This is a genomic window from Streptomyces sp. NPDC045022, from assembly GCF_056432605.1.
On record NZ_JBWKIR010000014.1, the window covers coordinates 78,364 to 100,125 of the forward strand.

The 21,762-nt window shown below is 70.4% G+C and carries 20 protein-coding genes and 1 tRNA gene; 8 read left to right on the forward strand and 13 right to left on the reverse strand.

Going from position 1 to position 21,762, the window contains the following annotated elements; translation table 11 throughout:
- Positions 1-7 precede the first annotated feature (7 nt).
- Positions 8-1,699, reverse strand: coding sequence for a sodium:solute symporter family protein (locus AC07C1_RS24555; RefSeq protein WP_478942224.1), 1,692 nt, complete (start codon positions 1,697-1,699; stop codon positions 8-10).
- A 208-nt stretch (positions 1,700-1,907) separates the two neighbouring features.
- Between AC07C1_RS24555 and galT the strand changes: the two genes are divergently transcribed.
- From galT to AC07C1_RS24575, 4 genes are all read left to right on the forward strand, one after another.
- A complete protein-coding gene (gene galT / locus AC07C1_RS24560; protein ID WP_478942226.1) occupies positions 1,908-2,969 on the forward strand; it encodes a galactose-1-phosphate uridylyltransferase in 1,062 nt (353 codons plus the stop codon).
- Entirely contained in the window at positions 2,966-3,928 is a 963-nt protein-coding gene (galE, locus tag AC07C1_RS24565; protein ID WP_478942228.1) for a UDP-glucose 4-epimerase GalE, read from the forward strand. The genes galT and galE overlap by 4 nt, the downstream gene beginning before the upstream one ends.
- On the forward strand, positions 3,928-5,082 hold the full coding sequence (gene galK, locus AC07C1_RS24570) for a galactokinase (protein ID WP_478942230.1): 1,155 nt from the start codon (positions 3,928-3,930) through the stop codon (positions 5,080-5,082). The genes galE and galK overlap by 1 nt, the downstream gene beginning before the upstream one ends.
- Positions 5,083-5,236: 154 nt before the next feature.
- The gene (locus AC07C1_RS24575; RefSeq protein WP_478942232.1) at positions 5,237-5,851 is read left to right on the forward strand and encodes a hypothetical protein; all 615 of its coding nucleotides are present in this window, start codon (positions 5,237-5,239) and stop codon (positions 5,849-5,851) included.
- 429 nt (positions 5,852-6,280) lie between these two features.
- On the opposite strand, the gene AC07C1_RS24580 is transcribed toward AC07C1_RS24575, so the two are convergent.
- Positions 6,281-6,736, reverse strand: coding sequence for a GNAT family N-acetyltransferase (locus AC07C1_RS24580; protein ID WP_478942234.1), 456 nt, complete (start codon positions 6,734-6,736; stop codon positions 6,281-6,283).
- 308 nt (positions 6,737-7,044) lie between these two features.
- On the opposite strand from AC07C1_RS24580, the gene AC07C1_RS24585 reads away from it, so the two are divergent.
- Complete coding sequence (locus AC07C1_RS24585; RefSeq protein ID WP_478942235.1) at positions 7,045-7,812, forward strand: LuxR C-terminal-related transcriptional regulator; 768 nt, start codon at positions 7,045-7,047, stop codon at positions 7,810-7,812.
- Here AC07C1_RS24585 and tamR read toward each other — a convergent pair.
- Positions 7,771-8,268: a MarR family transcriptional regulator TamR gene (gene tamR, locus AC07C1_RS24590; RefSeq protein WP_478942237.1), complete on the reverse strand. Its 498-nt coding sequence runs from the start codon at positions 8,266-8,268 to the stop codon at positions 7,771-7,773. The genes AC07C1_RS24585 and tamR overlap by 42 nt on opposite strands.
- An 89-nt stretch (positions 8,269-8,357) precedes the next feature.
- On the opposite strand from tamR, the gene AC07C1_RS24595 reads away from it, so the two are divergent.
- Positions 8,358-9,182: a trans-aconitate 2-methyltransferase gene (locus AC07C1_RS24595; RefSeq protein ID WP_478942238.1), complete on the forward strand. Its 825-nt coding sequence runs from the start codon at positions 8,358-8,360 to the stop codon at positions 9,180-9,182.
- 28 nt (positions 9,183-9,210) lie between these two features.
- On the opposite strand, the gene AC07C1_RS24600 is transcribed toward AC07C1_RS24595, so the two are convergent.
- Together AC07C1_RS24600 and AC07C1_RS24605 are read right to left on the reverse strand one after the other, a co-directional pair.
- On the reverse strand, positions 9,211-9,888 hold the full coding sequence (locus AC07C1_RS24600; RefSeq protein WP_356937543.1) for a TetR/AcrR family transcriptional regulator: 678 nt from the start codon (positions 9,886-9,888) through the stop codon (positions 9,211-9,213).
- Entirely contained in the window at positions 9,885-10,892 is a 1,008-nt protein-coding gene (locus AC07C1_RS24605) for an acyl-CoA desaturase (RefSeq protein WP_478942240.1), read from the reverse strand. The genes AC07C1_RS24600 and AC07C1_RS24605 overlap by 4 nt, the downstream gene beginning before the upstream one ends.
- Positions 10,893-11,197: 305 nt before the next feature.
- Here AC07C1_RS24605 and ppc point away from each other — a divergent pair, with 305 nt between their 5' ends.
- A complete protein-coding gene (ppc, locus tag AC07C1_RS24610; protein WP_478942242.1) occupies positions 11,198-13,930 on the forward strand; it encodes a phosphoenolpyruvate carboxylase in 2,733 nt (910 codons plus the stop codon).
- A gap of 70 nt (positions 13,931-14,000) precedes the next feature.
- On the opposite strand, the gene AC07C1_RS24615 is transcribed toward ppc, so the two are convergent.
- The 7 genes from AC07C1_RS24615 to AC07C1_RS24645 all read right to left on the reverse strand — a co-directional run bounded on the left by AC07C1_RS24615 (position 14,001) and on the right by AC07C1_RS24645 (position 19,653).
- Positions 14,001-14,711 carry an LPXTG cell wall anchor domain-containing protein gene (locus AC07C1_RS24615; protein ID WP_478942244.1) on the reverse strand — a complete coding sequence of 237 codons (711 nt, stop codon included), beginning with the start codon at positions 14,709-14,711 and terminating at the stop codon, positions 14,001-14,003.
- 135 nt (positions 14,712-14,846) lie between these two features.
- The gene (locus AC07C1_RS24620; protein ID WP_478942246.1) at positions 14,847-15,350 is read right to left on the reverse strand and encodes a hypothetical protein; all 504 of its coding nucleotides are present in this window, start codon (positions 15,348-15,350) and stop codon (positions 14,847-14,849) included.
- Positions 15,351-15,401: 51 nt separating this feature from the next.
- Positions 15,402-16,004 carry an aminoacyl-tRNA hydrolase gene (pth, locus tag AC07C1_RS24625; RefSeq protein ID WP_478942247.1) on the reverse strand — a complete coding sequence of 201 codons (603 nt, stop codon included), beginning with the start codon at positions 16,002-16,004 and terminating at the stop codon, positions 15,402-15,404.
- Between the two features lie 73 nt (positions 16,005-16,077).
- Entirely contained in the window at positions 16,078-16,674 is a 597-nt protein-coding gene (locus AC07C1_RS24630; protein WP_478942249.1) for a 50S ribosomal protein L25/general stress protein Ctc, read from the reverse strand.
- Positions 16,675-16,883: 209 nt separating this feature from the next.
- Entirely contained in the window at positions 16,884-17,864 is a 981-nt protein-coding gene (locus tag AC07C1_RS24635) for a ribose-phosphate diphosphokinase (RefSeq protein WP_478942251.1), read from the reverse strand.
- Between the two features lie 153 nt (positions 17,865-18,017).
- A complete protein-coding gene (gene glmU, locus AC07C1_RS24640) occupies positions 18,018-19,466 on the reverse strand; it encodes a bifunctional UDP-N-acetylglucosamine diphosphorylase/glucosamine-1-phosphate N-acetyltransferase GlmU (RefSeq protein ID WP_478942253.1) in 1,449 nt (482 codons plus the stop codon).
- A 114-nt stretch (positions 19,467-19,580) separates the two neighbouring features.
- Positions 19,581-19,653 (reverse strand) — tRNA-Gln (locus AC07C1_RS24645).
- A 194-nt stretch (positions 19,654-19,847) separates the two neighbouring features.
- Between AC07C1_RS24645 and AC07C1_RS24650 the strand changes: the two genes are divergently transcribed.
- Positions 19,848-21,161: a sensor histidine kinase gene (locus AC07C1_RS24650; protein ID WP_478942254.1), complete on the forward strand. Its 1,314-nt coding sequence runs from the start codon at positions 19,848-19,850 to the stop codon at positions 21,159-21,161.
- Positions 21,162-21,175: 14 nt separating this feature from the next.
- Here the strand turns inward: AC07C1_RS24650 and AC07C1_RS24655 are convergent, their stop codons facing one another.
- Positions 21,176-21,709, reverse strand: coding sequence for an SUKH-3 domain-containing protein (locus tag AC07C1_RS24655; RefSeq protein WP_478942256.1), 534 nt, complete (start codon positions 21,707-21,709; stop codon positions 21,176-21,178).
- Between the last annotated feature and the right edge of the window lie 53 nt (positions 21,710-21,762).

The following is a 21,762-nucleotide window of genomic DNA, read 5'->3' on the forward strand; positions in this document are numbered from 1 at the left end:
CCCGCGGTCAGAGCGAGAACGGGATGTAGCAGGCGGCGGCCAGGATGATCGCGCCCCAGCCCAGCAGGGCGGGCTTGCGGTACCAGGCGTCGTCGCCCTTGGCGGGCGGTTCGGACATGCCGGGGGAGCGGGTGCCGTACACCAGTCCCCGCAGCTCCTCCTCCGGCTTCGGCTTGGTGAACAGGGACACGGCGAACATGACGACCGCGCCGGCGACGAAGCCGGCGATGGCGGAGACGAAGTTGGCGCCCTGGTCGGACGGGATGCCGATGATGCCCTTCTTGTAGAGCACGAAGTAGTTGACCATCGCCGTCACGGTGCCCGCGAGCAGGCCCCAGAAGCCGGACTTGGCGGACGCGCGCTTCCAGAACATGCCGACGATGAAGACCACGAACATCGGCACGTTGAAGAAGGAGAACAGCGTCTGCAGGTAGCTCATGATGTTCGAGAACGAGGACGCCAGGAACGCCGTGCCGACGGAGGCGGCCACGCCGACCGCGGTGATCAGGCGGCCGAAGCGGACGTAGTACGTGTCCTCGCGGCCACGGACCACGTACTTGGCCCAGATGTCGTTGGTGAACACCGTGTTGAAGGACGACACGTTCGCCGCCATGCCCGCCATGAAGGCCGCCAGCAGACCGGTGACCGCGATGCCGAGCACGCCGTTGGGCAGCAGCTCCTGCATCAGCAAGGGGATGGCGTCGTTGTACTGGTAGCCGGAGCCGGCGGTGCCGAACTTCGGGATGAGCGCGGCGGCGACCAGGCCCGGGATCATCACCAGGAAGACGATGAAGATCTTCGGGTAGGCGGCGATCAGCGGGGTGCGCTGTCCGGCGGAGAGGTTCTTCGCGGACAGGGCGCGCTGCACCTCGGCGAAGTTGGTGGTCCAGTAACCGAAGGACAGCACGAAGCCGAGGCCCAGGACGATGGTCAGCCAGTTGGCGCCGAGAGGGTTGACGCTGCCGATGCCGGTGCCGCCCCAGGCGGTGGTGAAGTTGGCGCCGTGGGTGGCGGTGAGCTTGTCGGTCAGGCCGCCCCAGCCGCCGACCTTCTTCAGGCCGAGCACGGTGATCGGGATGAGGGCGGCGAGGATGACGAAGAACTGCAGCACCTCGTTGTAGATCGCCGAGGACAGACCGCCGAGCGTGATGTACGCGAGCACGAAGGCGCCGGCGACCAGGATGGCGACCCACTGCGGCCAGCCGAGGAGGGCCTCGACGACGATCGCGAGGGCGTAGAGGTTGACGCCCGCGATCAGGATGGCGGCGAAGGCGAACAGGATCGAACTGAGCAGGTGGGCGCCCCGGTCGAAGCGCAGCAGCAGGAACTCGGGGACCGAGCGGACCTTGCTGCCGTAGTAGAAGGGCATCATCACCAGGCCCAGGAAGACCATGGCGGGGATGGCGCCGATCCAGTACCAGTGCACGGTGTAGGCGCCGTACTGGGCGCTGTTCGCGGCCATGCCGAGGATCTCGGTGGCGGCCAGGTTCGCGGAGATGAAGGCAAGGCCGGTGATCCAGGCGGGCAGCGAGCGTCCGGAGAGGAAGAAGTCGAGGCTGGTCTTCACCGAGCGGCGGGCCGCGAAGCCGATGCCGAGGACGACGACGAAGTAGATCACCAGGATCGTGTAGTCCAGCCAGTTGGTGGGGAGCCGTAGCTCCGCCGCCAAGAAGGTGGGGGCGTATGTGGGGGTTTGCATGAGAACTCGCTTCGTTGCGCGAACTGATCCAGAGCGGAACCTACGCCGCCGTGTTCAGTATTTGAACACTTCAGCTGGTGTTCTTTGTTTGATTGTGATCGACCGAGGTGTTGTCGAGTTGTGATCTGTTATGTTTGATTGTGTTGAGCGATTGGGTGCGGACAAGTCCCTCGGGATGACCCTCGGGGTGTCGAGCAAGGAGTCCGGCGTGAAGAAGACCCCGACCCGGCTGGCCGACGGTCGTGAGCTGATCTACTACGACCTTCGGGACGACACCGTGCGGGACGCCGCCGACCGCCGCCCGCTGGACCGCACGGTCACCACGTCCGAGGTCCGCCGGGACCCGCTGCTCGGCGACTCGGTCGCCATCGCCTCGCACCGCCAGGGCCGCATCTACCACCCGCCGGCCGACGAGTGCCCCCTGTGCCCCACCCGGGGTGAGCGGCTGAGCGAGATCCCCGACTCCTCGTACGACGTCGTGGTCTTCGAGAACCGGTTCCCGTCCCTCGCCGGCGACTCCGGCCGCTGCGAGGTCGTCTGCTTCACCTCCGACCACGATGCCTCCTTCGCCGACCTCACCGACGAGCAGGCCCGGCTGGTGCTGGACGCCTGGACGGACCGCACATCGGAGCTGTCGCATCTGCCCTCCGTCGAGCAGGTGTTCTGTTTCGAGAACCGCGGTGCCGAGATCGGTGTGACCCTGGGCCACCCGCACGGACAGATCTACGCCTACCCCTTCACCACGCCCCGCACCGCGCTGATGCTCCGCTCGCTCGCCGCCCACAAGGAGGCCACCGGCGGGGAGAACCTGTTCGACGCGGTGCTGGAGCGGGAACTCGCCGGGGAGCGGGTCGTCCTTGAGGGTGAACATTGGGCGGCCTTCGTGCCGTACGCGGCGCACTGGCCGTACGAGATCCACCTGTACCCGAAGCGCCGTGTCCCGGATCTGCTCGCGCTCGACGAGGCGGCACGCACAGAATTCCCCCAGATCTATCTGGAACTCTTGAGGCGCTTGGACCGGATCTTCGGCCAGGGTGAGCCTCCGACGCCGTACATCGCGGCCTGGCATCAGGCCCCGTTCGGCACGCTGGAGGAGTTCGACGGTGTCACGCGGGACGACTTCGCGCTCCACCTCGAGCTTTTCACCATCCGCCGCACTTCCGGCAAGCTGAAGTTTCTCGCGGGTTCCGAGTCCGGCATGAGCGTGTTCATCAACGACGTGCCGCCGGAGCGCGCGGCCGAGCGACTGCGAGAGGTAGCGAGTTCATGAAGTACCTGGTGACGGGTGGCGCGGGTTATGTCGGCAGTGTCGTGGCCCAGCACCTGCTGGAGGCCGGCCACGAGGTCACCGTCCTCGACAACCTCTCCACCGGCTTCCGCGCGGGAGTGCCCGCCGGGGCGGCCTTCATCGAGGGCGACATCCGCGACGCCGCGAAGTGGCTCGACTCCTCCTACGACGGCGTGCTGCACTTCGCCGCGTTCTCGCAGGTCGGCGAGTCGGTGGTGAAGCCGGAGAAGTACTGGGACAACAACGTGGCCGGCAGCCTGGCCCTGCTCGGCGCGATGCGTGAGGCGGGCGTCCGCAAGCTCGCCTTCTCCTCCACGGCGGCCACGTACGGCGAGCCCGAGCAGGTCCCGATCGTGGAGACCGCCCGGACACAGCCGACCAGCCCCTACGGCGCCTCCAAGCTCGCCGTCGACCACATGATCACGGGCGAGGCGAACGCCCACGGACTGGCCGCGGTGTCGCTGCGCTACTTCAACGTGGCCGGCGCGTACGGCACCTGCGGCGAGCGCCACGACCCCGAGTCGCACCTCATCCCGCTCGTCCTCCAGGTCGCCCAGGGCCGCCGCGAGGCGATCTCGGTCTACGGCGACGACTACGCGACCCCCGACGGCACCTGCGTCCGTGACTACATCCACGTCGCCGACCTCGCCGAGGCCCACCTGCTGGCCCTGCGGGCGGCCCGGCCGGGCGAGCACCTGATCTGCAACCTCGGCAACGGCAGCGGCTTCTCCGTCCGCGAGGTCATCGAGACCGTCCGCGAGGTCACCGGCCACCCGGTTCCCGAGGTGATCGCCCCGCGCCGGGGCGGAGACCCCGCGGTCCTGGTCGCCTCCGCGGACACCGCCCGCGAGAAACTGGGGTGGAACCCGTCCCGCGCGGACCTCACGGGGATCGTCGCGGACGCGTGGGAGTTCGCGCAGCACATCACAAGGGAGCACTAGTGGGGGCACAGCAGGTCGCGGAGCGCTTCACCGAGCTGTACGGGACCGCGCCGGAGGGCGTGTGGGCGGCGCCGGGCCGGGTCAACCTGATCGGCGAGCACACCGACTACAACGACGGCTTCGTCATGCCGTTCGCGCTGCCGCACCAGACGACGGCGGCCGTCTCCCGCCGCGCGGACGGCGTGCTGCGCCTGCACTCGGCAGACATCGAGGGCGGTGTCGTGGAGCTGCGGCTGGACGACCTCGCACCCGGGAGCGACGACGCCTGGACGGCATACCCGGCGGGCGTCGTCTGGGCGCTGCGCGAGGCGGGCCACGGGGTGACCGGGGCCGACGTCCACCTGTCCTCGACGGTCCCCACCGGCGCCGGCCTGTCCTCCTCCGCGGCTCTGGAGGTGGTGATCGCGCTGGCCCTCAACGACCTGTACGACCTCGGCCTGCAGCGCTGGAAGCTGGCCCGCCTGTGCCAGCGCGCCGAGAACGTCTACGTCGGCGCCCCGACCGGCATCATGGACCAGACGGCGTCGGCCTGCTGCTCATCCGGGCACGCCCTCTTCCTCGACACCCGTGACCTGTCCCAGCGGCAGATCCCCTTCGACCTCGCGGCCGAGGGCCTGCGGCTGCTGGTCGTGGACACCCAGGTCAAGCACGCCCACAGCGGCGGCGAGTACGGCAAGCGCCGGGCCGGCTGCGAGAAGGGCGCGGCCCTGCTCGGCGTCGACGCCCTGCGGGACGTCCCCCACGCCGACCTGGACGCGGCCCTGGCCCGCCTGGGGGACGACGAGGAGGTCATCCGCCTGGTCCGGCACGTGGTGACGGAGGACGAGCGGGTCGAGCGCGTCGTGGACCTGCTCCGCGCCGGCGACACCCGCGGGATCGGCCCCGTCCTCACCGAGGGCCACGCCTCCCTCCGCGACGACTTCCGTATCTCCTGCCCCGAGCTGGACCTGGTCGTCGGCACCGCCCTCGCCACCGGCGCCCTCGGCGCTCGCATGACCGGCGGCGGCTTCGGCGGCTCGGCGATCGTCCTGACCCAGGCGACGGAGGTGGACACCCTCACGAAGGCCGTCGAGGAGGCCTTCGCGGCAGCGGGCTACAAGACCCCTCGGCTCTTCGAGGCGGTCCCGTCCCCGGGCGCCCACCGCCTCCACTGACCCCCACCCCGCCCTCGACCGGCCCCGTACACACCCTGTGTACGGGGCCGACGCATGAACCACCGTCTGCGACCGACCAGTTGGCCCGGCCGGGTAGTGTTCATGCCCGTCACCACGGTGCCGACTAGGCACCGGCAGGCACGGGGAAGGCCACATGGCGTGGCAGGAGTGGGAGCAGCTGAAGGCCCGGGCGGCCGATCGGCACTCCACACGGATGCAGCTCGTGAAAGGGCTGGACCTGCTCCCGGGCAAGGTGTGCGAGTCGTCCGTGCAGCGGGATATCGTCATCCGCACTCTGCCGCGGGCGCGAGCGGCGGACGAATGGGCGGACCACAAGGGTGCCGGACGTGACTTCTCCTTGGACTGCCGTGTGTCCACCAGCAGTGACTCGATTCTGTCAGCACGGGTCAATCTGCGGGAGTCGTCGAAAGCCGCGTGGGAGGACGGCTACGGCAACCTTTCGGGCACCGAGGTCGTGCAGGTTTCGGCGGGCTGCGTGGCAGCCCTGGCACAAGTCGACCCCGACGACGGCTTCGCTTCCGTGTATGTGCCCTGCGAACCGAAGGACGCGGGGGAAGGCGGTACCTCCGGGCCCCGCGCGCTGGTGGCGGAGGCCAGTGTGATCGGGAAGAGCAGGGTTTCAGGAGCGGCTCTGGGCCAGGCCCTGACCGACTTCGCCTATCAGCTCACCGAGCACGCCTACAAACTGGCCGAGTGCAGGAATCCCCGGAATTTTCCCGAGGAACTGCCCCGCTACGGGAAAGGCTGATGAAGGACGACGAGATCCGGTCCCGCTTCGACGGGCGGGGGCGGGTCGAGATACGGCTCGGGACGTCGGCGAGGCGCCGGGCAGAGGAGATCGCTCACGCGCTCGGCTACGACTTGCTGTCGAGCCACGCGGTCCGGCGGGGGCTGCTCCTCGTCGTTTTCCGGCGCGACGACGACCCCCGGGCTCGCCGACGGGCCGAGCAGACCATCGAGCGGCTGCGGGCGGGCGGACCGGTGCCGGCGGACGGCGAGTCGCCTTCGCCCCCGCCGCCACCTCCGGCTCCGGCCCCGCCCCTCACCCATCGACCGCCGGCGCCCCGCCCCCGGCGGTCGATGGAGCCCCAGCCGCCGCCACCGGTGGGGCCGCCCAGGCCCCGGATCCCTCCTCGTCCGCCCTACCCGCCGCCGCCCCCGGCGGAGTGAGCCCCCGTCAGCTCAGGCCCTTCGTCAGCGTGTACTCCGTGATCCCCGGGGGGTAGTCCGGGATCACGCACATCACCTCGTAGCCCTGCTTCTTGTAGAACTCCGGTGCCTGGAAGTCCCAGGTCTCCAGGCGGGACGCCGTGCAGTCGCGGTCGGTGCGGGCGATGCGTTCGGCCCGGGCGAGGAGGCGGGAGCCTAGGCCCGTGCCGCGGTGGCGGGTGTCGACCCACAGGTAGGTGATGTGCAGCCAGGTCGTCCAGGTGTGGCCGACCAGGCCGCCGGCCAGGTCGCCGGTCGCGTCCAGTGCCCATACGTGGAGGGGGACTTCGCGTTCACCGGGTGTGCCGCGCAGGGCCGCCAGCACCGGGGAGGCCGCCGCGTTGGTGTCCCGCAGCCGCGAACGGAGGAGATCGCATCGGTCCTTGTCGACTTCCGCCTCAATACGAAACATGCGGCACACCATAAACGCACCGGACGGCCAGTTCTGCGAATCACCTTCCGCTGCCCGCTGCCACCCGTACTCTGAGGAACAGCACCGGTGGGGGCCGGTGCTGATCAGGGGGCGAGACAGGCGGGTACGGCGCCCGCGGTGGGGGTAACAGTTTCCGCGACGGCGGCGGCCGCGCGGCGGGCTTTCCTCCCACCGGGTGTCGTACCCGCGCGAGTCGTCGTTCTCCGGGCCTTTTCCGGGCTCTTCCGGACCGGTGATCGCCGGGCTCTCCGGACCTTGGGTATCCCCTGCTCCACGCGGAGCCTGGGGAAGGGGGTTTCGTGGTTCGTATCCGAGTCCTGGTCGTGGACGACCACCGCATCTTCGCCGAGTCGCTCGCCGCCGCGCTGGCCGCCGAGCCCGACGTCGACGTCTCCGCCGCCGGCAGTGGCCCGGCCGCGCTGCGCTGTATGGAGCGCGCGGCCGCCGAGGGCCGCCGCTACGACGTCCTCCTGGTCGACGCCGACCTGGGCGGCAAGCTGCCCGGCGCGCGGCCGGCCGTGCCTGTGCAGGCGGGCGACGAGGAGGGTCTGGTCGACGGTATCTCGCTCGTCACCGGGGTCCGGGCCGCCCAGCCCGCGGTGCGGATCGTCGTCCTCGCCGAGAAGGACGACCCGCGCCGCGCGGCGCTCGCCCTGCAGGCCGGTGCCTCCGGCTGGGTCGCCAAGGACTGCTCACTGTCGCGGCTGCTGGCCGTGATACGCGGAGTGCTGCGCGACGAGACCCACCTGCCACCCGCACTGCTCACCGGGGTGCTCAAGGAGCTGACGGCCGCGCGCAAGCACCGCAGCGAGAGCGAACGGCTGGTGGAGTCCCTCACCCCCCGCGAGCGGGAGGTGCTGCGCTGCATGGTCGCCGGGCTCGGCCGGAAAGCGGTCGCCGAGCGGCTCTTCCTCTCCCCGCACACCGTGCGCACCCACATGCAGAACGTCCTCGGCAAGCTGGGTGTCCACTCCACCCTGGCCGCCGTGGCCCTCGCCCGGCGGGCCGGGGTCGGGCCGGTCGACCTAGCCGGGGATGTTGTCGAACGGGGCGGTCAACTGGCGTAGCAGCGCGGCCAGTTCCGCGCGCTGGGCACGGGACAGTTCGGCGAGGATCGCCCGCTCCTGGTCCAGCAGGCCCGCCAGCGCCTGGTCCGCGCGGTCCCGGCCCGTCCCGGTCAGCCGGACCAGCACGCCGCGCCGGTCGCTCGGGTCGGGCAACCGCTCCACCAAGCCCTTCTTCGCGAGCCGGTCGATCCGGTTGGTCATCGTGCCCGAGGTGACCAGAGTCTGGGTCAGTAGCTGGCCGGGGGAGAGCTGATACGGCGTGCCCGCGCGCCGGAGCGCGGTCAGCACATCGAACTCCCAGGGCTCCAGCTGATGCTCGGCGAAGGCGAGCCGGCGCGCGCGGTCCAGGTGCCGGGCGAGTCGGCTCACCCGGCTGAGTACTTCCAGCGGCTCCACGTCGAGGTCCGGGCGCTCCCGGCGCCACGCTGCGACCAGCCGATCGACCTCGTCCTCCATGGAGATCAGTGTAGTGGTTGTGTCGACATGAAGTCTCTTGACGTCGAGCCTCTTGACTTCGAGAGAAATCCCCGGAGAGGGTGAGGGGCATGACGAACCCCACATGGGACCCCGCCCAGTACCTCCGGTACGCCGGTCACCGGGCCCGTCCCTTCGCCGATCTCCTCGCCCGCGTCCCCGCCCTCCCGACGGAGCCGCCCGCAGGGCACCCGCGCATCGCCGATCTCGGCTGCGGCCCCGGCAACGTCACCACCGTGCTCACCGAACGCTGGCCCACCGCCCACGTCACCGGCTACGACAACTCGCCCGAGATGCTCGACAAGGCCCACGTCGACCACGAGGGGCCCACGCCGGGCGGGGGCCGTCTGGACTTCACCCTCGCCGACGCCCGCACCTGGACGCCCGAGGAGCCGTACGACCTGATCGTCTCCAACGCCACGCTCCAGTGGGTACCGGGCCACGCCGACCGCTTCGCCGACTGGATCGCCGCCCTGAAACCCGGCGGCGCCTTCGCCTTCCAGGTCCCCGACAACGTCGACGCCCCGCTGCACGCCCTGATGCGCGACCTCGCCGCCACCCCCCGCTGGAAGGCCCGCCTCAGCGACGTCCTGCGCCGCCCGGACTCCGTGCACGCCCCCGGCGCCTATCTGGACCGCCTGGCCCGCCTCGGCTGCGCGACCGACGTGTGGCAGACGACCTACCTCCACGTGCTGCAAGGACAGGACCCGGTCCTGGACTGGGTGAAGGGCACGGGACTGCGGCCCGCCCTGACCGCCCTGGCCGACGACCCCGAGGCCCGGGACGCGTTCGTCACCGAGTACCGGGACCTGCTCCGGGAGGCGTACCCGAGCGCCCCCTATGGCACGGTGCTGCCGTTCCGCCGGCTGTTCGCGGTGGCCGTGCGGGGCGCGTGAGCAACCCGGACGTCGACGTCGAAAGGTCCTAGCTCTTCCGGTGACCGATCAACCGCGGCTTCGCCTCCAGCCCGTCGAGGCCGTGCCACGCCAGGTTCACCAGATGCGCCGCCACCTCCGCCTTCTTCGGGCGGCGTACGTCCAGCCACCACTGCCCGGTCAGCGCGACCATGCCGACCAGCGCCTGGGCATAGAGGGGAGCCAGCTTGGGATCGAAGCCGCGGGACTTGAACTCGCGGCCCAGGATGTCCTCCACCTGGGTGGCGATGTCGGAGATCAGCGAGGCGAAGGAACCGGTGGACTGGGGGATGGGCGAGTCACGGACCAGGATGCGGAAGCCGTCCGTGTACTCCTCGATGTAGTCCAGCAGCGCGAAGGCGGCCTGCTCGCACAGCTCCCGGGGGTGGCCGGCCGTCAGCGAGCTTGTCACCATGTCCAGCAGGCGCCGCATCTCACGGTCGACCACCACCGCGTACAGCCCCTCCTTGCCGCCGAAGTGCTCGTACACCACCGGTTTGGACACCCCGGCCTTCGCCGCGATCTCCTCCACCGAGGTGCCCTCGAATCCCTTCGCCGCGAAGAGGGTGCGACCGATCTCCAGCAGCTGCTGGCGGCGCTCGGCACCGGTCATACGGGTCCGGCGGGTCCGCCGCTGCTTGTCATTGCCGGGATTGCTGCTGGAATCGGTCGCCACGGCGTCAATCATGCCGCCTCGGCCGTCTCCTTCCGGCGCCTGGAGCCGCCCTGGTCGGTGTTACGCCGCGAATCGATACGCGAGCGTGACGGCCACCGCACGTCGTACGCCCAGCCGAGCAGTTCGAACCAGCGGATGAAACGCGCGGAGGAGTCGATCTGGCCGCGCATCACACCGTGCCGGGCCGACGTCGGGTCGGCGTGGTGCAGGTTGTGCCAGGACTCGCCGCAGGACAGGACGGCCAGCCACCACACGTTGCCCGAGCGGTCCCGCGACTTGAACGGCCGCTTGCCGACCGCGTGACAGATCGAGTTGATCGACCACGTCACATGGTGCAGCAGCGCCACCCGGACGAGTGAACCCCAGAAGAACCCGGTGAAGGCGCCCCACCAGGACATCGTCACAAGGCCGCCGATCAGCGGGGGCAGTCCCAGGGAGACGATCGTCCACAGGACGAACTGGCGGGAGATCACCCGGATGGCCTTGTCCTTGATCAGGTCCGGGGCGTACTTGTCCTGCGGGGTCTGCTCCTCGTCGAACAGCCAGCCGATGTGGGCCCACCACAGGCCCTTCATGAGTGCCGGGACCGACTCCCCGAACCGCCACGGCGAGTGCGGGTCGCCCTCGGCGTCGGAGAACTTGTGGTGCCTGCGGTGATCGGCCACCCAGCGCACCAGGGGGCCCTCCACGGCCATCGAGCCCATGATCGCCAGCGCGATTCTGAGCGGTCGTTTGGCCTTGAAGGAACCGTGGGTGAAGTACCGGTGGAAGCCGATGGTGATGCCGTGGCATCCGAGGTAGTAGAAGAAGACCAGCAGGCCCAGATCGAGCCAGCTCACCCCCCAGCCCCAGGCCAGCGGCACGGCCGCCACGAGTGCCACGAACGGCACGACGATGAACAGGAGCAGCATGATCTGTTCGATCGAACGCTTCTGCTCGCCGCCCAGCGTGGCGGAGGGAGGGGAGGTGTCGGTGGCCTTACGGGCTTCTTCGATCACATCGGAACTTGAGGTCATGCGCGTCCCCTGTGGGGTCGAGGGTCAAGACAGGTGCGGGCCGCCGCCGGGACCGAGCGGGACTCGACGGTGCTTCCCTACGGTTCCGTAACCTACGGCGACGTAAGTATGGCAGCGTGTCGTGCGGCGGCAAGAGCCCCAGGGCCTGAGCGTCCGAACGGGGCACCTATCCTTGGAGTCGGTCGGACAGCGCGGTCCGCTGAAGTTTCTTCCCGGACGCTCCGGCCCGTAAGCGGCGCCCGCCGCGTGGCACGACGGCCGGGTTCCCTCCCAGACGAGCTTCAACACTGCAAGGAGCCGCACCTGTGAGCAGTGCCGACGACCAGACCACCACGACCGGCAGCGAGCTGCGCGCCGACATCCGCCGACTGGGTGACCTCCTGGGAGAGACCCTCGTCCGGCAGGAAGGCCCCGAACTCCTCGAACTGGTCGAGAAGGTCCGCCGCCTCACCCGCGAGGACGGCGAGGCCGCCGCCGAGCTGCTGCGCGGCACGGAACTGGAGACCGCGGCCAAGCTGGTCCGCGCCTTCTCCACCTACTTCCACCTGGCCAACGTCACCGAGCAGGTGCACCGCGGCCGCGAACTGCGCGCCAGGCGCGCCGCCGAGGGCGGCCTGCTCGCCCGCACGGCCGACCGCCTGAAGGACGCCGACCCCGAGCACCTGCGCCAGACCGTGGAGCACCTGAACGTCCGCCCGGTGTTCACCGCACACCCCACCGAGGCCGCGCGCCGTTCGGTCCTGAACAAGCTCCGGCGCGTCGCCGCGCTCCTGGACACCCCCGTCCTCGACTCCGACCGCCGCCGGCACGACGTCCGCCTCGCCGAGAACATCGACCTCGTCTGGCAGACCGACGAGCTCCGCGTCGTGCGTCCCGAGCCGGCCGACGAGGCCCGCAACGCCATCTACTACCTCGACGAGCTGCACGCCGGCGCCGTCGGCGACGTCCTCGAGGACCTCACCGCCGAACTGGAGCGGGTTGGCGTCAAGCTCCCCGACGAGACCCGCCCCCTCACCTTCGGCACCTGGATCGGCGGCGACCGCGACGGCAACCCCAACGTCACCCCCCAGGTGACGTGGGACGTCCTCATCCTCCAGCACGAGCACGGCATCAACGACGCCCTGGAGATGATCGACGAGCTGCGCGGCCTGCTCTCCAACTCCATCCGCTACACCGGCGCCACCGAGGAACTCCTGGAGTCCCTCCAGGCCGACCTCGACCGGCTGCCCGAGATCAGCCCGCGGTACAAGCGCCTCAACGCCGAGGAGCCCTACCGGCTCAAGGCCACCTGCATCCGGCAGAAGCTCGAGAACACCAAGCAGCGCCTCGCCAAGGGCATCCCGCACGAGCCCGGCCGCGACTACCTCGGCACCAGCGAGCTGCTCAGCGACCTGCGGATCATCCAGGCCTCCCTGCGCGAGCACCGCGGCGGCCTCTTCGCCGACGGCCGCCTCGGCCGCACCATCCGCACCCTGGCCGCCTTCGGCCTGCAGCTGGCCACCCTGGACGTACGCGAACATGCCGACGCCCACCACCACGCCCTGGGTCAGCTCTTCGACCGTCTCGGCGAGGAGTCCTGGCGCTACGCCGACATGCCCCGCGAGTACCGGGCCAAGCTCCTCGCCAAGGAGCTGCGGTCCAGGCGGCCGCTGGCCCCGACCCCGGCGCCCGTGGACGAGGCCGGCGCGAAGACGCTCGGCGTCTTCGGGACCGTCAGGAAGGCCCTGGAGGTCTTCGGGCCCGAGGTCATCGAGTCGTACATCATCTCCATGTGCCAGGGCGCCGACGACGTCTTCGCCGCCGCCGTCCTCGCCCGCGAGGCCGGCCTGCTCGACCTGCACGCCGGCTGGGCCAAGATCGGCATCGTCCCCCTCCTGGAGACCACCGACGAGCTGCGCGCCGCCGACACCATCCTCGAGGACATGCTCTCCGACCCGTCCTACCGGCGCCTGGTCGCGCTGCGCGGCGACGTCCAGGAGGTCATGCTCGGCTACTCCGACTCCTCCAAGTTCGGCGGCATCACCACCAGCCAGTGGGAGATCCACCGCGCCCAGCGCCGCCTGCGCGACGTCGCCCACCGTTACGGTGTCCGGCTGCGCCTCTTCCACGGCCGTGGCGGCACCGTCGGCCGCGGCGGCGGCCCCTCGCACGACGCGATCCTCGCCCAGCCCTGGGGCACCCTCGAGGGCGAGATCAAGGTCACCGAGCAGGGCGAGGTCATCTCCGACAAGTACCTGATCCCGTCCCTGGCCCGGGAGAACCTGGAACTGACGGTCGCGGCCACCCTGCAGGCCTCCGCCCTGCACACCGCCCCCCGGCAGTCCGACGAGGCCCTCGCCCGCTGGGACGCCGCCATGGACGTCGTCTCCGACGCCGCCCACTCGGCCTACCGCCGCCTGGTGGAGGACCCCGACCTGCCGGCGTACTTCTTCGCCTCCACCCCGGTCGACCAGCTCGCCGACCTGCACCTCGGCTCCCGGCCCTCCCGCCGGCCCGACTCGGGCGCCGGACTCGACGGCCTGCGCGCCATCCCCTGGGTGTTCGGCTGGACCCAGTCCCGGCAGATCGTCCCCGGCTGGTTCGGCGTCGGCTCCGGCCTGAAGGCCCTGCGCGAGGCGGGCCTCGACACCGTGCTCGAGGAGATGCGCGGGCAGTGGCACTTCTTCCGCAACTTCATCTCCAACGTCGAGATGACCCTCGCGAAGACGGACCTGCGGATCGCCCAGCACTACGTCGACACCCTCGTCCCGGACGAGCTCAAGCACGTCTTCGACACCATCAAGGCCGAGCACGAGCTGACCGTCCGCGAGGTGCTGCGCGTCACCGGCGAGGACGAACTCCTCGACGCCGAGCCGGTCCTGAAGCAGACCTTCGCCATCCGCGACGCCTACCTGGACCCGATCTCCTACCTCCAGGTCACCCTGCTCAGGCGCCAGCGAGACGCGGCCGCCGCCGGCGCCCCGGCCGACCCGCTGCTCGCGCGCGCCCTGCTCCTCACCGTCAACGGTGTGGCCGCGGGCCTGCGCAACACCGGCTGACAGCCCGGCACGACGAGGGTGCCCCCGAGGTCGCACGACCTCGGGGGCACCTTTGCGTACGGGGGCTGCCTCAGCCCTGCCGGGCCTTGCGGCGCCGGGCCACCAGATAGCCGCCCGCGCCGACCAGCGCCGCGGCGGCACCCGACAGCAGGCCCACCGGGGCACTGTTGCCGGTCTCGGCCAGATCGCCGCCACCGCCCTGCGCGGACGGGGAGGAAGACGGGGCGGACGAGGCGGCCGCGGAGGAGGGCGATCCGGACGGGGACGCGCTCGGGGCCGTACCGGACGACGAGGCCGGCGAAGCCGACGAGGACGCAGCCGACGACGACGGCGACGCCGAACCGGACGGCTTGCCTCCGCCCCCTTCCGAGCCCTTGCAGTCGGTCCAGAACACCTTGTGCTTGGCCGACCCCTTCTCGCCCGCGAAGTTCCAGAACAGCTTGTAGTGCCCGTCGGGCAGCGACAGGTTCTCGGTACGGCCGTGACCGTCGGCGCCCAGCGTGAGCGCACCGGACTTCACGGTCTCGCCCTTCGTGGCCGCCGTCGGCGCCCAGGCCTCGATGTGCCAGTCGACCCGCTGACCGTCGTCGAAGCCGAAGGCGTCCAGGTAGAACGTGCACACATGCGGCTCGTTGCGACGCAGCTCCTCGCCGGTCGTGGCGTCATGGATCTTGACAGTGCCGTTGTCACCGGGGGCGGTGGCATGTGCGGCGGAAGGGGCGACCAGGAAGGCCGCCGAGGCGAGGGCGGTCAGCGCGCCGACGCGCGTGAGGCTGGGCATAGGGCAGTCCATCTTCGAGATGCGAAAGGGAAGATGTGGAGGGGGCGGTTCAGCTTCCAGTCCCGCCGGGCGGCCGGTCAATCACGAACAGGCAACACATGGGCCCCCCACAGACGTGAAGAACGCCCCAATCCCTCAGAGGGTCACGAAGGCCACCGTGAGCAGCGCGGTTCCCGTCCCCGCCAGCAGCCACGCCAACCGGGTCAGCCGCATCCCGCCGGCCACCACCACTGACGCCAGCAGCAGCGCCCCGCCGAACGGCACCCAGGCATAGAGGATCCCCGCCGGCCCGGAGCGCACCACCTCGTCCGTCCCCGGCTTCACCACCACGTCGTACGACAGCCCCTTGCGCACCGCGACCGACTCGTCGATCACCACGCGCGGCCGGCCGCCCGTCCCCGTCGACGCCGGTGTGAACGGACCCGTGCACGAACGCCCGTCGCACCGGGTCACCTTGATCGTGCCGCGCTCACGCCCCTTGGTCAGCATCACGTGCTGCGCGGTCCCCCAGGAACCCCACACCCCGGCGAAGAGAATCAGCGCGGCGAGCGCGCCCATCGCCGTGAGCCGCCCGAACCGCAGCGCGGTCACGGAGGCCTGGCGAGCGGTGGCGGCGGTGGCGGGCATGGCCGGGATCATTGGCCATATTCCTACGGCCGGTCAACTCCCGTGGGGCCATGACGGGACAAGTCAGGAGTTGTACGCGCCCTGCGCCCGCTCCAGCCCCTCCGTCACCAGCGACTCCACCGCGTCCGCCGCACGGTCGACGAAGTAGCCCAGCTCCTTGCGCTCCGCGGACGAGAAGTCCTTCAGCACGAAGTCCGCGACCTGCATCCGCCCCGGCGGCCGCCCGATCCCGAACCGCACCCGGTGATAGTCCGGCCCCATCGCCTTCGTCATCGACTTGAGCCCGTTGTGCCCGTTGTCGCCGCCGCCCAGCTTCAGCCGCAGCGTGCCGTAGTCGATGTCCAGCTCGTCATGGACCGCGACGATGTTCGCCACCGGCACCTTGTAGAAGTCCTTCAGCGCGTTCACCGGGCCGCCGGACAGGTTCATGTACGACATCGGCTTGGCCAGGATCACCCGGCGGTTCGCGGGCCCCGCCGGGCCGATCCGCCCCTCCAGCACCTGCGCCTGCGCCTTGCCCGCCCGCTTGAACTTCCCCCCGATCCGCTCCGCGAGCAGGTCGGCCACCATGAAACCGACGTTGTGCCGGTTCATGGCGTAGTCCGGCCCCGGATTACCGAGGCCCACGATGAGCCAGGGGGCAGTGGCGGGGGTGGTCACGTCCATCTCTCCTTGATACGCGCCAGCCGCTGCTCCCGGCGAGGGAAGCAGCGGCTGAACGGATGGTGATCGGCGAGGATCAGGCCTCGGCGGCCTCTTCGCCACCGGCGGCCTCTTCACCCGCGGTCTCCTCGGCCTGCGCGGCCAGGACCTGCAGGACGACCGTGTCCTCCTCGACGGCCAGCGTGGTGCCGGACGGGAGCGGGATGTCCTTGGCGAGGATGGAGGCGCCGGCCTCCAGGCCCTCGACGGAGACGGTGACCGACTCGGGGATGTGCGTGGCCTCGGTCTCGACCGGCAGCGCGTTCAGCACGTGCTCGAGCAGGTTGCCGCCCGGCGCCAGCTCGCCCTCGGTGTGCACGAAGATCTCGACCGTGACCTTCTCGCCGCGCTTGACCAGCTGCAGGTCGACGTGCTCCAGGAAGCCCTTCAGCGGGTCGCGCTGCACTGCCTTCGGGATCGCCAGCTCGTTGGTCTTGCCGTCGATGTCCAGGGAGATCAGGACGTTCGGCGTACGCAGCGCCAGCAGCAGCTCGTGGCCCGGCAGGGACAGGTGCAGCGGGTCGGAACCGTGGCCGTACAGCACACCCGGAACCTTGTTGTCACGGCGGATGCGGCGCGCGGCACCCTTGCCGAACTCGGTGCGGGTCTCGGCGGTGAGCTTTACCTCGGACATGTTGATCACTCCTCGTAGGAACTCGGAACGGACGTGGTCACCCGGCCACGAACGGCCTGCTACGAAGAGCGCGTCGATAACGGACCGCCGTCCCCCGTCTTCCAACGGAGTACGGCCTCCCTCGCCGAGCAACTGCGACAGTCTACTCGGCAGGGGAGGCCGTAACAAAAGGATCTTCAGCTAGCTCGCCCGGCGAGCCGGCAGAAACCTCACTGCTCGTCGAAGAGGCTGGTCACCGACCCGTCCTCGAACACCTCACGCACCGCACTCGCGATCGTCGGAGCGATCGACAGCACCGTGATCTTGTCCAGATCCCGGCCCAGCTCCCCCGGCGTCGGCAGGGTGTTCGTGAACACGAACTCGCTCACGCGAGAGTTCTTCAGCCGGTCCGCGGCCGGGCCGGAGAGCACACCGTGCGTGGCCGTCACGATGACATCCTCCGCACCGTGCGCGAACAGCGCGTCGGCAGCGGCGCAGATGGTGCCACCCGTGTCGATCATGTCGTCCACCAGGACACAGACACGACCCTTGACCTCACCCACGACCTCGTGGACGGTCACCTGGTTCGCCACGTCCTTGTCCCGCCGCTTGTGCACGATCGCCAGCGGCGCACCGAGCCGGTCGCACCACCGGTCCGCCACCCGCACGCGACCCGCGTCCGGCGACACGACCGTCAGCTTGTCCCGGTCCACCTTGGTGCCCACGTAGTCCGCCAGCAGCGGCAGCGCGAACAGGTGGTCCACCGGCCCGTCGAAGAAACCCTGGATCTGGTCGGTGTGCAGATCGACGGTCAGGATGCGATCCGCACCCGTCGTCTTCATCAGATCCGCGATCATGCGCGCCGAAATCGGTTCACGACCCCGGTGCTTCTTGTCCTGCCGCGCGTAACCGTAGAACGGCACGATCACCGTGATGGAACGAGCCGACGCACGCTTCAGCGCGTCGATCATGATCAGCTGCTCCATGATCCACTTGTTGATCGGAGCCGTGTGGCTCTGGATCAGGAAGCAGTCCGCACCACGAGCCGACTCCTGGTAACGGACGTAGATCTCACCGTTCGCGAAGTCGAAGGCCTTCGTCGGGACGACCCCGACACCCAGCTGCTGGGCGACCTCCTCGGCAAGCTCGGGGTGGGCGCGGCCGGAGAAGAACATCAACTTCTTCTCGCCGGTCGTCTTGATCCCGGTCACAGCACAGTCTCCTCAGAGGTTGTCTCAGCCAGCCGGCTGCTCGGCGACCTCTCGGCTGGGCGTGAGAGGCCGTATCAGCAGGTAAGGGTGCGGGTGCACGCGTGCGGATGTGCACTTATCACGGTACGCCGTGTTTCACGCACCCGTTCCCCGTCAGTCCTCGCTCTCGCCCCGCCGGGACGCCACCTCGGCCGCCTTCGCCGCCGCGCTCCCCGGACGCTTCCGCGCCACCCAGCCCTCGATATTCCGCTGCTGACCGCGGGCCACGGCCAGCGAGCCGGGCGGTACGTCCTTCGTGATCACGGATCCGGCAGCGGTGTACGCGCCGTCCCCGACCGTGACAGGAGCCACAAACATGTTGTCCGAACCGGTCTTGCAGTGCGACCCGACGGTCGTGTGGTGCTTGCTCTCCCCGTCGTAGTTCACGAACACACTCGCGGCACCGATGTTCGAGAAATCGCCGATCGTCGCATCACCGACGTACGACAGGTGGGGAACCTTCGTCCCCTCACCGATGGAGGCGTTCTTCGTCTCCACGTACGTACCGATCTTGCCCTTGGCGCCCAGCCGCGTACCAGGCCGCAGATACGCGTACGGCCCCACCGACGCCTGCTCACCGATCCGCGCACCGTCCGACACCGTGTTGTCCACCCGTGCCCCTGCGCCCACCCGGGTGTCCTTCAGCCGGCTGTTCGGCCCGACCTCGGCACCCGTACCGATGTGCGTGGAGCCGGTCAGCTGCGTACCCGGGTGCACGACGGCGTCCTGCTCGAACGTCACGGTCACATCAACCCAGGTGGTCGCCGGGTCGACGACCGTCACGCCGTCCAGCATCGCCCGGGTCAGCAGCCGGTCGTTGAGGATCCGGCGGGCCTCGGCGAGCTGCACCCGGTTGTTGATCCCGGCGATCTCCCGGTGGTCGGCGGCGACGGACGCTCCGACCCGGTGCCCGGCCTCCCGCAGAATCCCGAGCACGTCGGTGAGGTACTCCTCGCCCTGGCTGTTGTCCGTCCGCACCTTCTTCAGCGCGTCCGCCAGCAACTGCCCGTCGAACGCGAAGACCCCGCTGTTGATCTCCCGGATCGCCCGCTGGACGTCGGTCGCGTCCTTGTGCTCCACGATCGCGGTCACGGCACCGGTCGCGTCGTCCCGCACGATCCGGCCGTACCCGGTCGCGTCCGGCACCTCGGCCGTGAGCACGGTCACGGCGTTGCCGTCCGCGTGGTGTGTCCCGGCGAGCCGCTCGAGCGTGTCGGCGGTGAGGAGCGGCGTGTCCCCGCAGACGACCACGACGGTCCCGCCCACGGCCCCGCCCAGTTCCTCGAGCCCCATGCGGACCGCGTGCCCGGTCCCCTTCTGCTCCGCCTGCACGGCCGTGCGCACGGCCGGGTCGGTCTCGGTCAGGTGCGCGGTGACCTGCTCACGGGCGTGGCCCACGACGACGACCAGGTTCTGCGGGTCCAACTCGCGGGCGGCGGCCAGTACATGGCCGACCAGGGAGCGGCCGCAGATCTGGTGGAGGACCTTGGGTGTGGCCGACTTCATACGGGTGCCCTCACCCGCTGCGAGAACGACGACGGCTGCCGGGCGGATGGCGCTCACGGGGTTGCCCTTCGGCTCTGGATGGGTGGGGGTGACAGCCGCAGGATACCGGGGTGGGTCATGGGGGGAATGAGTGCGGGCCCCGACGATGAGGTCAGGGCCCGGACCGAGCGGCTCCGCCAGCTGGATTCGAACCAGCACTACAGGGCTTCAAAGGCCCGCGGGCTACCAGTTACCCCATGGCGGATGGCTGGGTCAGACCTTACCCGAGGAGAGTGGTGCCGTGATCCCGGAGACCGCATCCCTCGCCCTTCGCGTTCGGGTGCTTCCTCCACTCGGGAGGAGGTTCCCCCCGCGAGGTCGTTCGGTCACCCGGTGTGGTCGGCTCCGGCGGGCGAAAGTCACCGGAAAAGCCGCGCCCCTCGCCCGTAGGCTGGGTGTATGACCACGACGGGGGAAGATCACGCCAGAGGCCTGACCGGCCCCTGGTGGTGGGGGAGGTGGCGCAGTGCGGTGCTCGACGGGAGTCTCGCGCTGGTGTCCGCTGTGGAGTGCGGCGCGGAGGGGGTTCCGTTCGCCCGGGACGCGGGTGTCCCGGTGTCGGTGGGGATCGTCTTCGGGCTGATCGCCGGTTCGGTGCTGCTGGTGCGCAGGAAGTGGCCGATCGCCGTCGTGCTGGTGGCGATCGCGATCACGCCTGCCCAGATGGGTTTCCTGATGGGCATCGTCGGCCTGTACACGCTGGCGGCCTGCGAGCTGCCGCGGCGGATCATCGGCGCGCTGACGGGCATGTCGTTACTGGGCACGATGGTCGTGACGTTCGTGCGGGTGCGGCAGGACATGGCGCGGGGCGATCTGACGCTCGGTGACTGGTTCGTGCCGTTCGCGGCGGTGGCGACGTCGTTGGGGCTGACGGCTCCACCCGTGCTGCTGGGCCTGTACGTGGGTGCGCGGCGGCGGCTGATGGAGAGCTTGCGGGAGCGGGCGGACTCCTTGGAGCGGGAGCTCCAGTTGCTCGCGGAGCGGGCGGAGGAGCGGGCCGAGTGGGCGCGTAACGAGGAGCGGACGCGGATCGCCCGGGAGATGCACGATGTGGTCGCGCACCGGGTGAGTCTGATGGTGGTGCATGCGGCGGCGTTGCAGGCGGTCGCGCGGAAGGATCCCGAGAAGGCGGTGCGGAATGCCGCGCTCGTGGGCGACATGGGCCGGCAGGCGCTGACCGAGTTGCGGGAGATGCTCGGGGTGCTGCGGGCGGGGGAGGACGTGGACCGGCGTGCCGCCTCCGTGCCGTTGGTGGCGGTGGGGGAGGCCGCTGCCGCGGCGGCTTCCCGGGTGGCCGAGGTGGAGGGCGCGGCCGAGGGGCCGTGTCTGTCGGAGCTGGAGGAGCTGATCGGGCAGTCGGCGGCCGCGGGGATGGCCGTGGATCTGTCGGTGGAGGGGGAGGCGCGGCCGTATGCGGCGGAGATCGAGCAGACGGCGTACCGGGTGGTGCAGGAGGCGTTGACGAACGTCCACAAGCACGCGGCGGGTGCGAAGACGCACGTGCGGTTGGCGCATCGGATGTCGGAGATCGCGATGCAGGTGGAGAACGAGCCGCCGCCGGAGCCCGCGTCGGCGGCGGCGGCGCGGTTGCCGTCGGGCGGGAACGGCCTGGTGGGCATGCGGGAGCGGGTTCTGGCGCTGGGGGGTGTGTTCGTGTCGGGGCCCACGGACGCGGGGGGTTTCCGGGTGTCGGCGGTGATACCCGCGGTGTAGCGGGGCCCCGGGGGTCAGCCCGCGGTGAGGCGGACGGGTTCGATGCCGGTGATGAGGGTGGACAGGGCGTGGTCCAGGTCGGGGCCGGCGTACCAGTCGCCGGTGTGGTCGAGGGTGTAGACGCGGCCTTCGGCGTCGATGGCGAGGAGGGCCGCGGTGTCGGTCTCCTGGCCGAGGGGGCTGAGTTCGGTGCCGAGGGCACGGCCGAGGTCGCCGAGGGTGCGGGCGTGGTGGAGGCCGTGCAGGGGGTCGAGGTGGAGGGTGGCGGGGGCGATCTGGCGGCCGGGGCCGCCGGGGGTGATGCTCAGGCCGCCGAATTCGGCCCAGGCCTCGACGGCCGCGGGGAAGACGGTGTGCCGGTGCCCGGCCGGTGAGGTGTGCTCGCGCAGGGTGTCCGCCCAGATCTCGGCCTGCTTTATGTCCCAGCGTCCGGGTTGCCAGCCGGCGGCGCGCAGGGCGGCGTCCACGGGCGCGGGGAAGCGCGAGGGGGATCCCCCCTGCCCGGGCGGGGTCGCGTGCTGGGGGGAGGAGGCGCGGTCGGGGTGCATCTGCCCTTCGTTCGTCGTGCCGGCGGGGTGTTGCGGGTGTGGGCGGGGGTGAC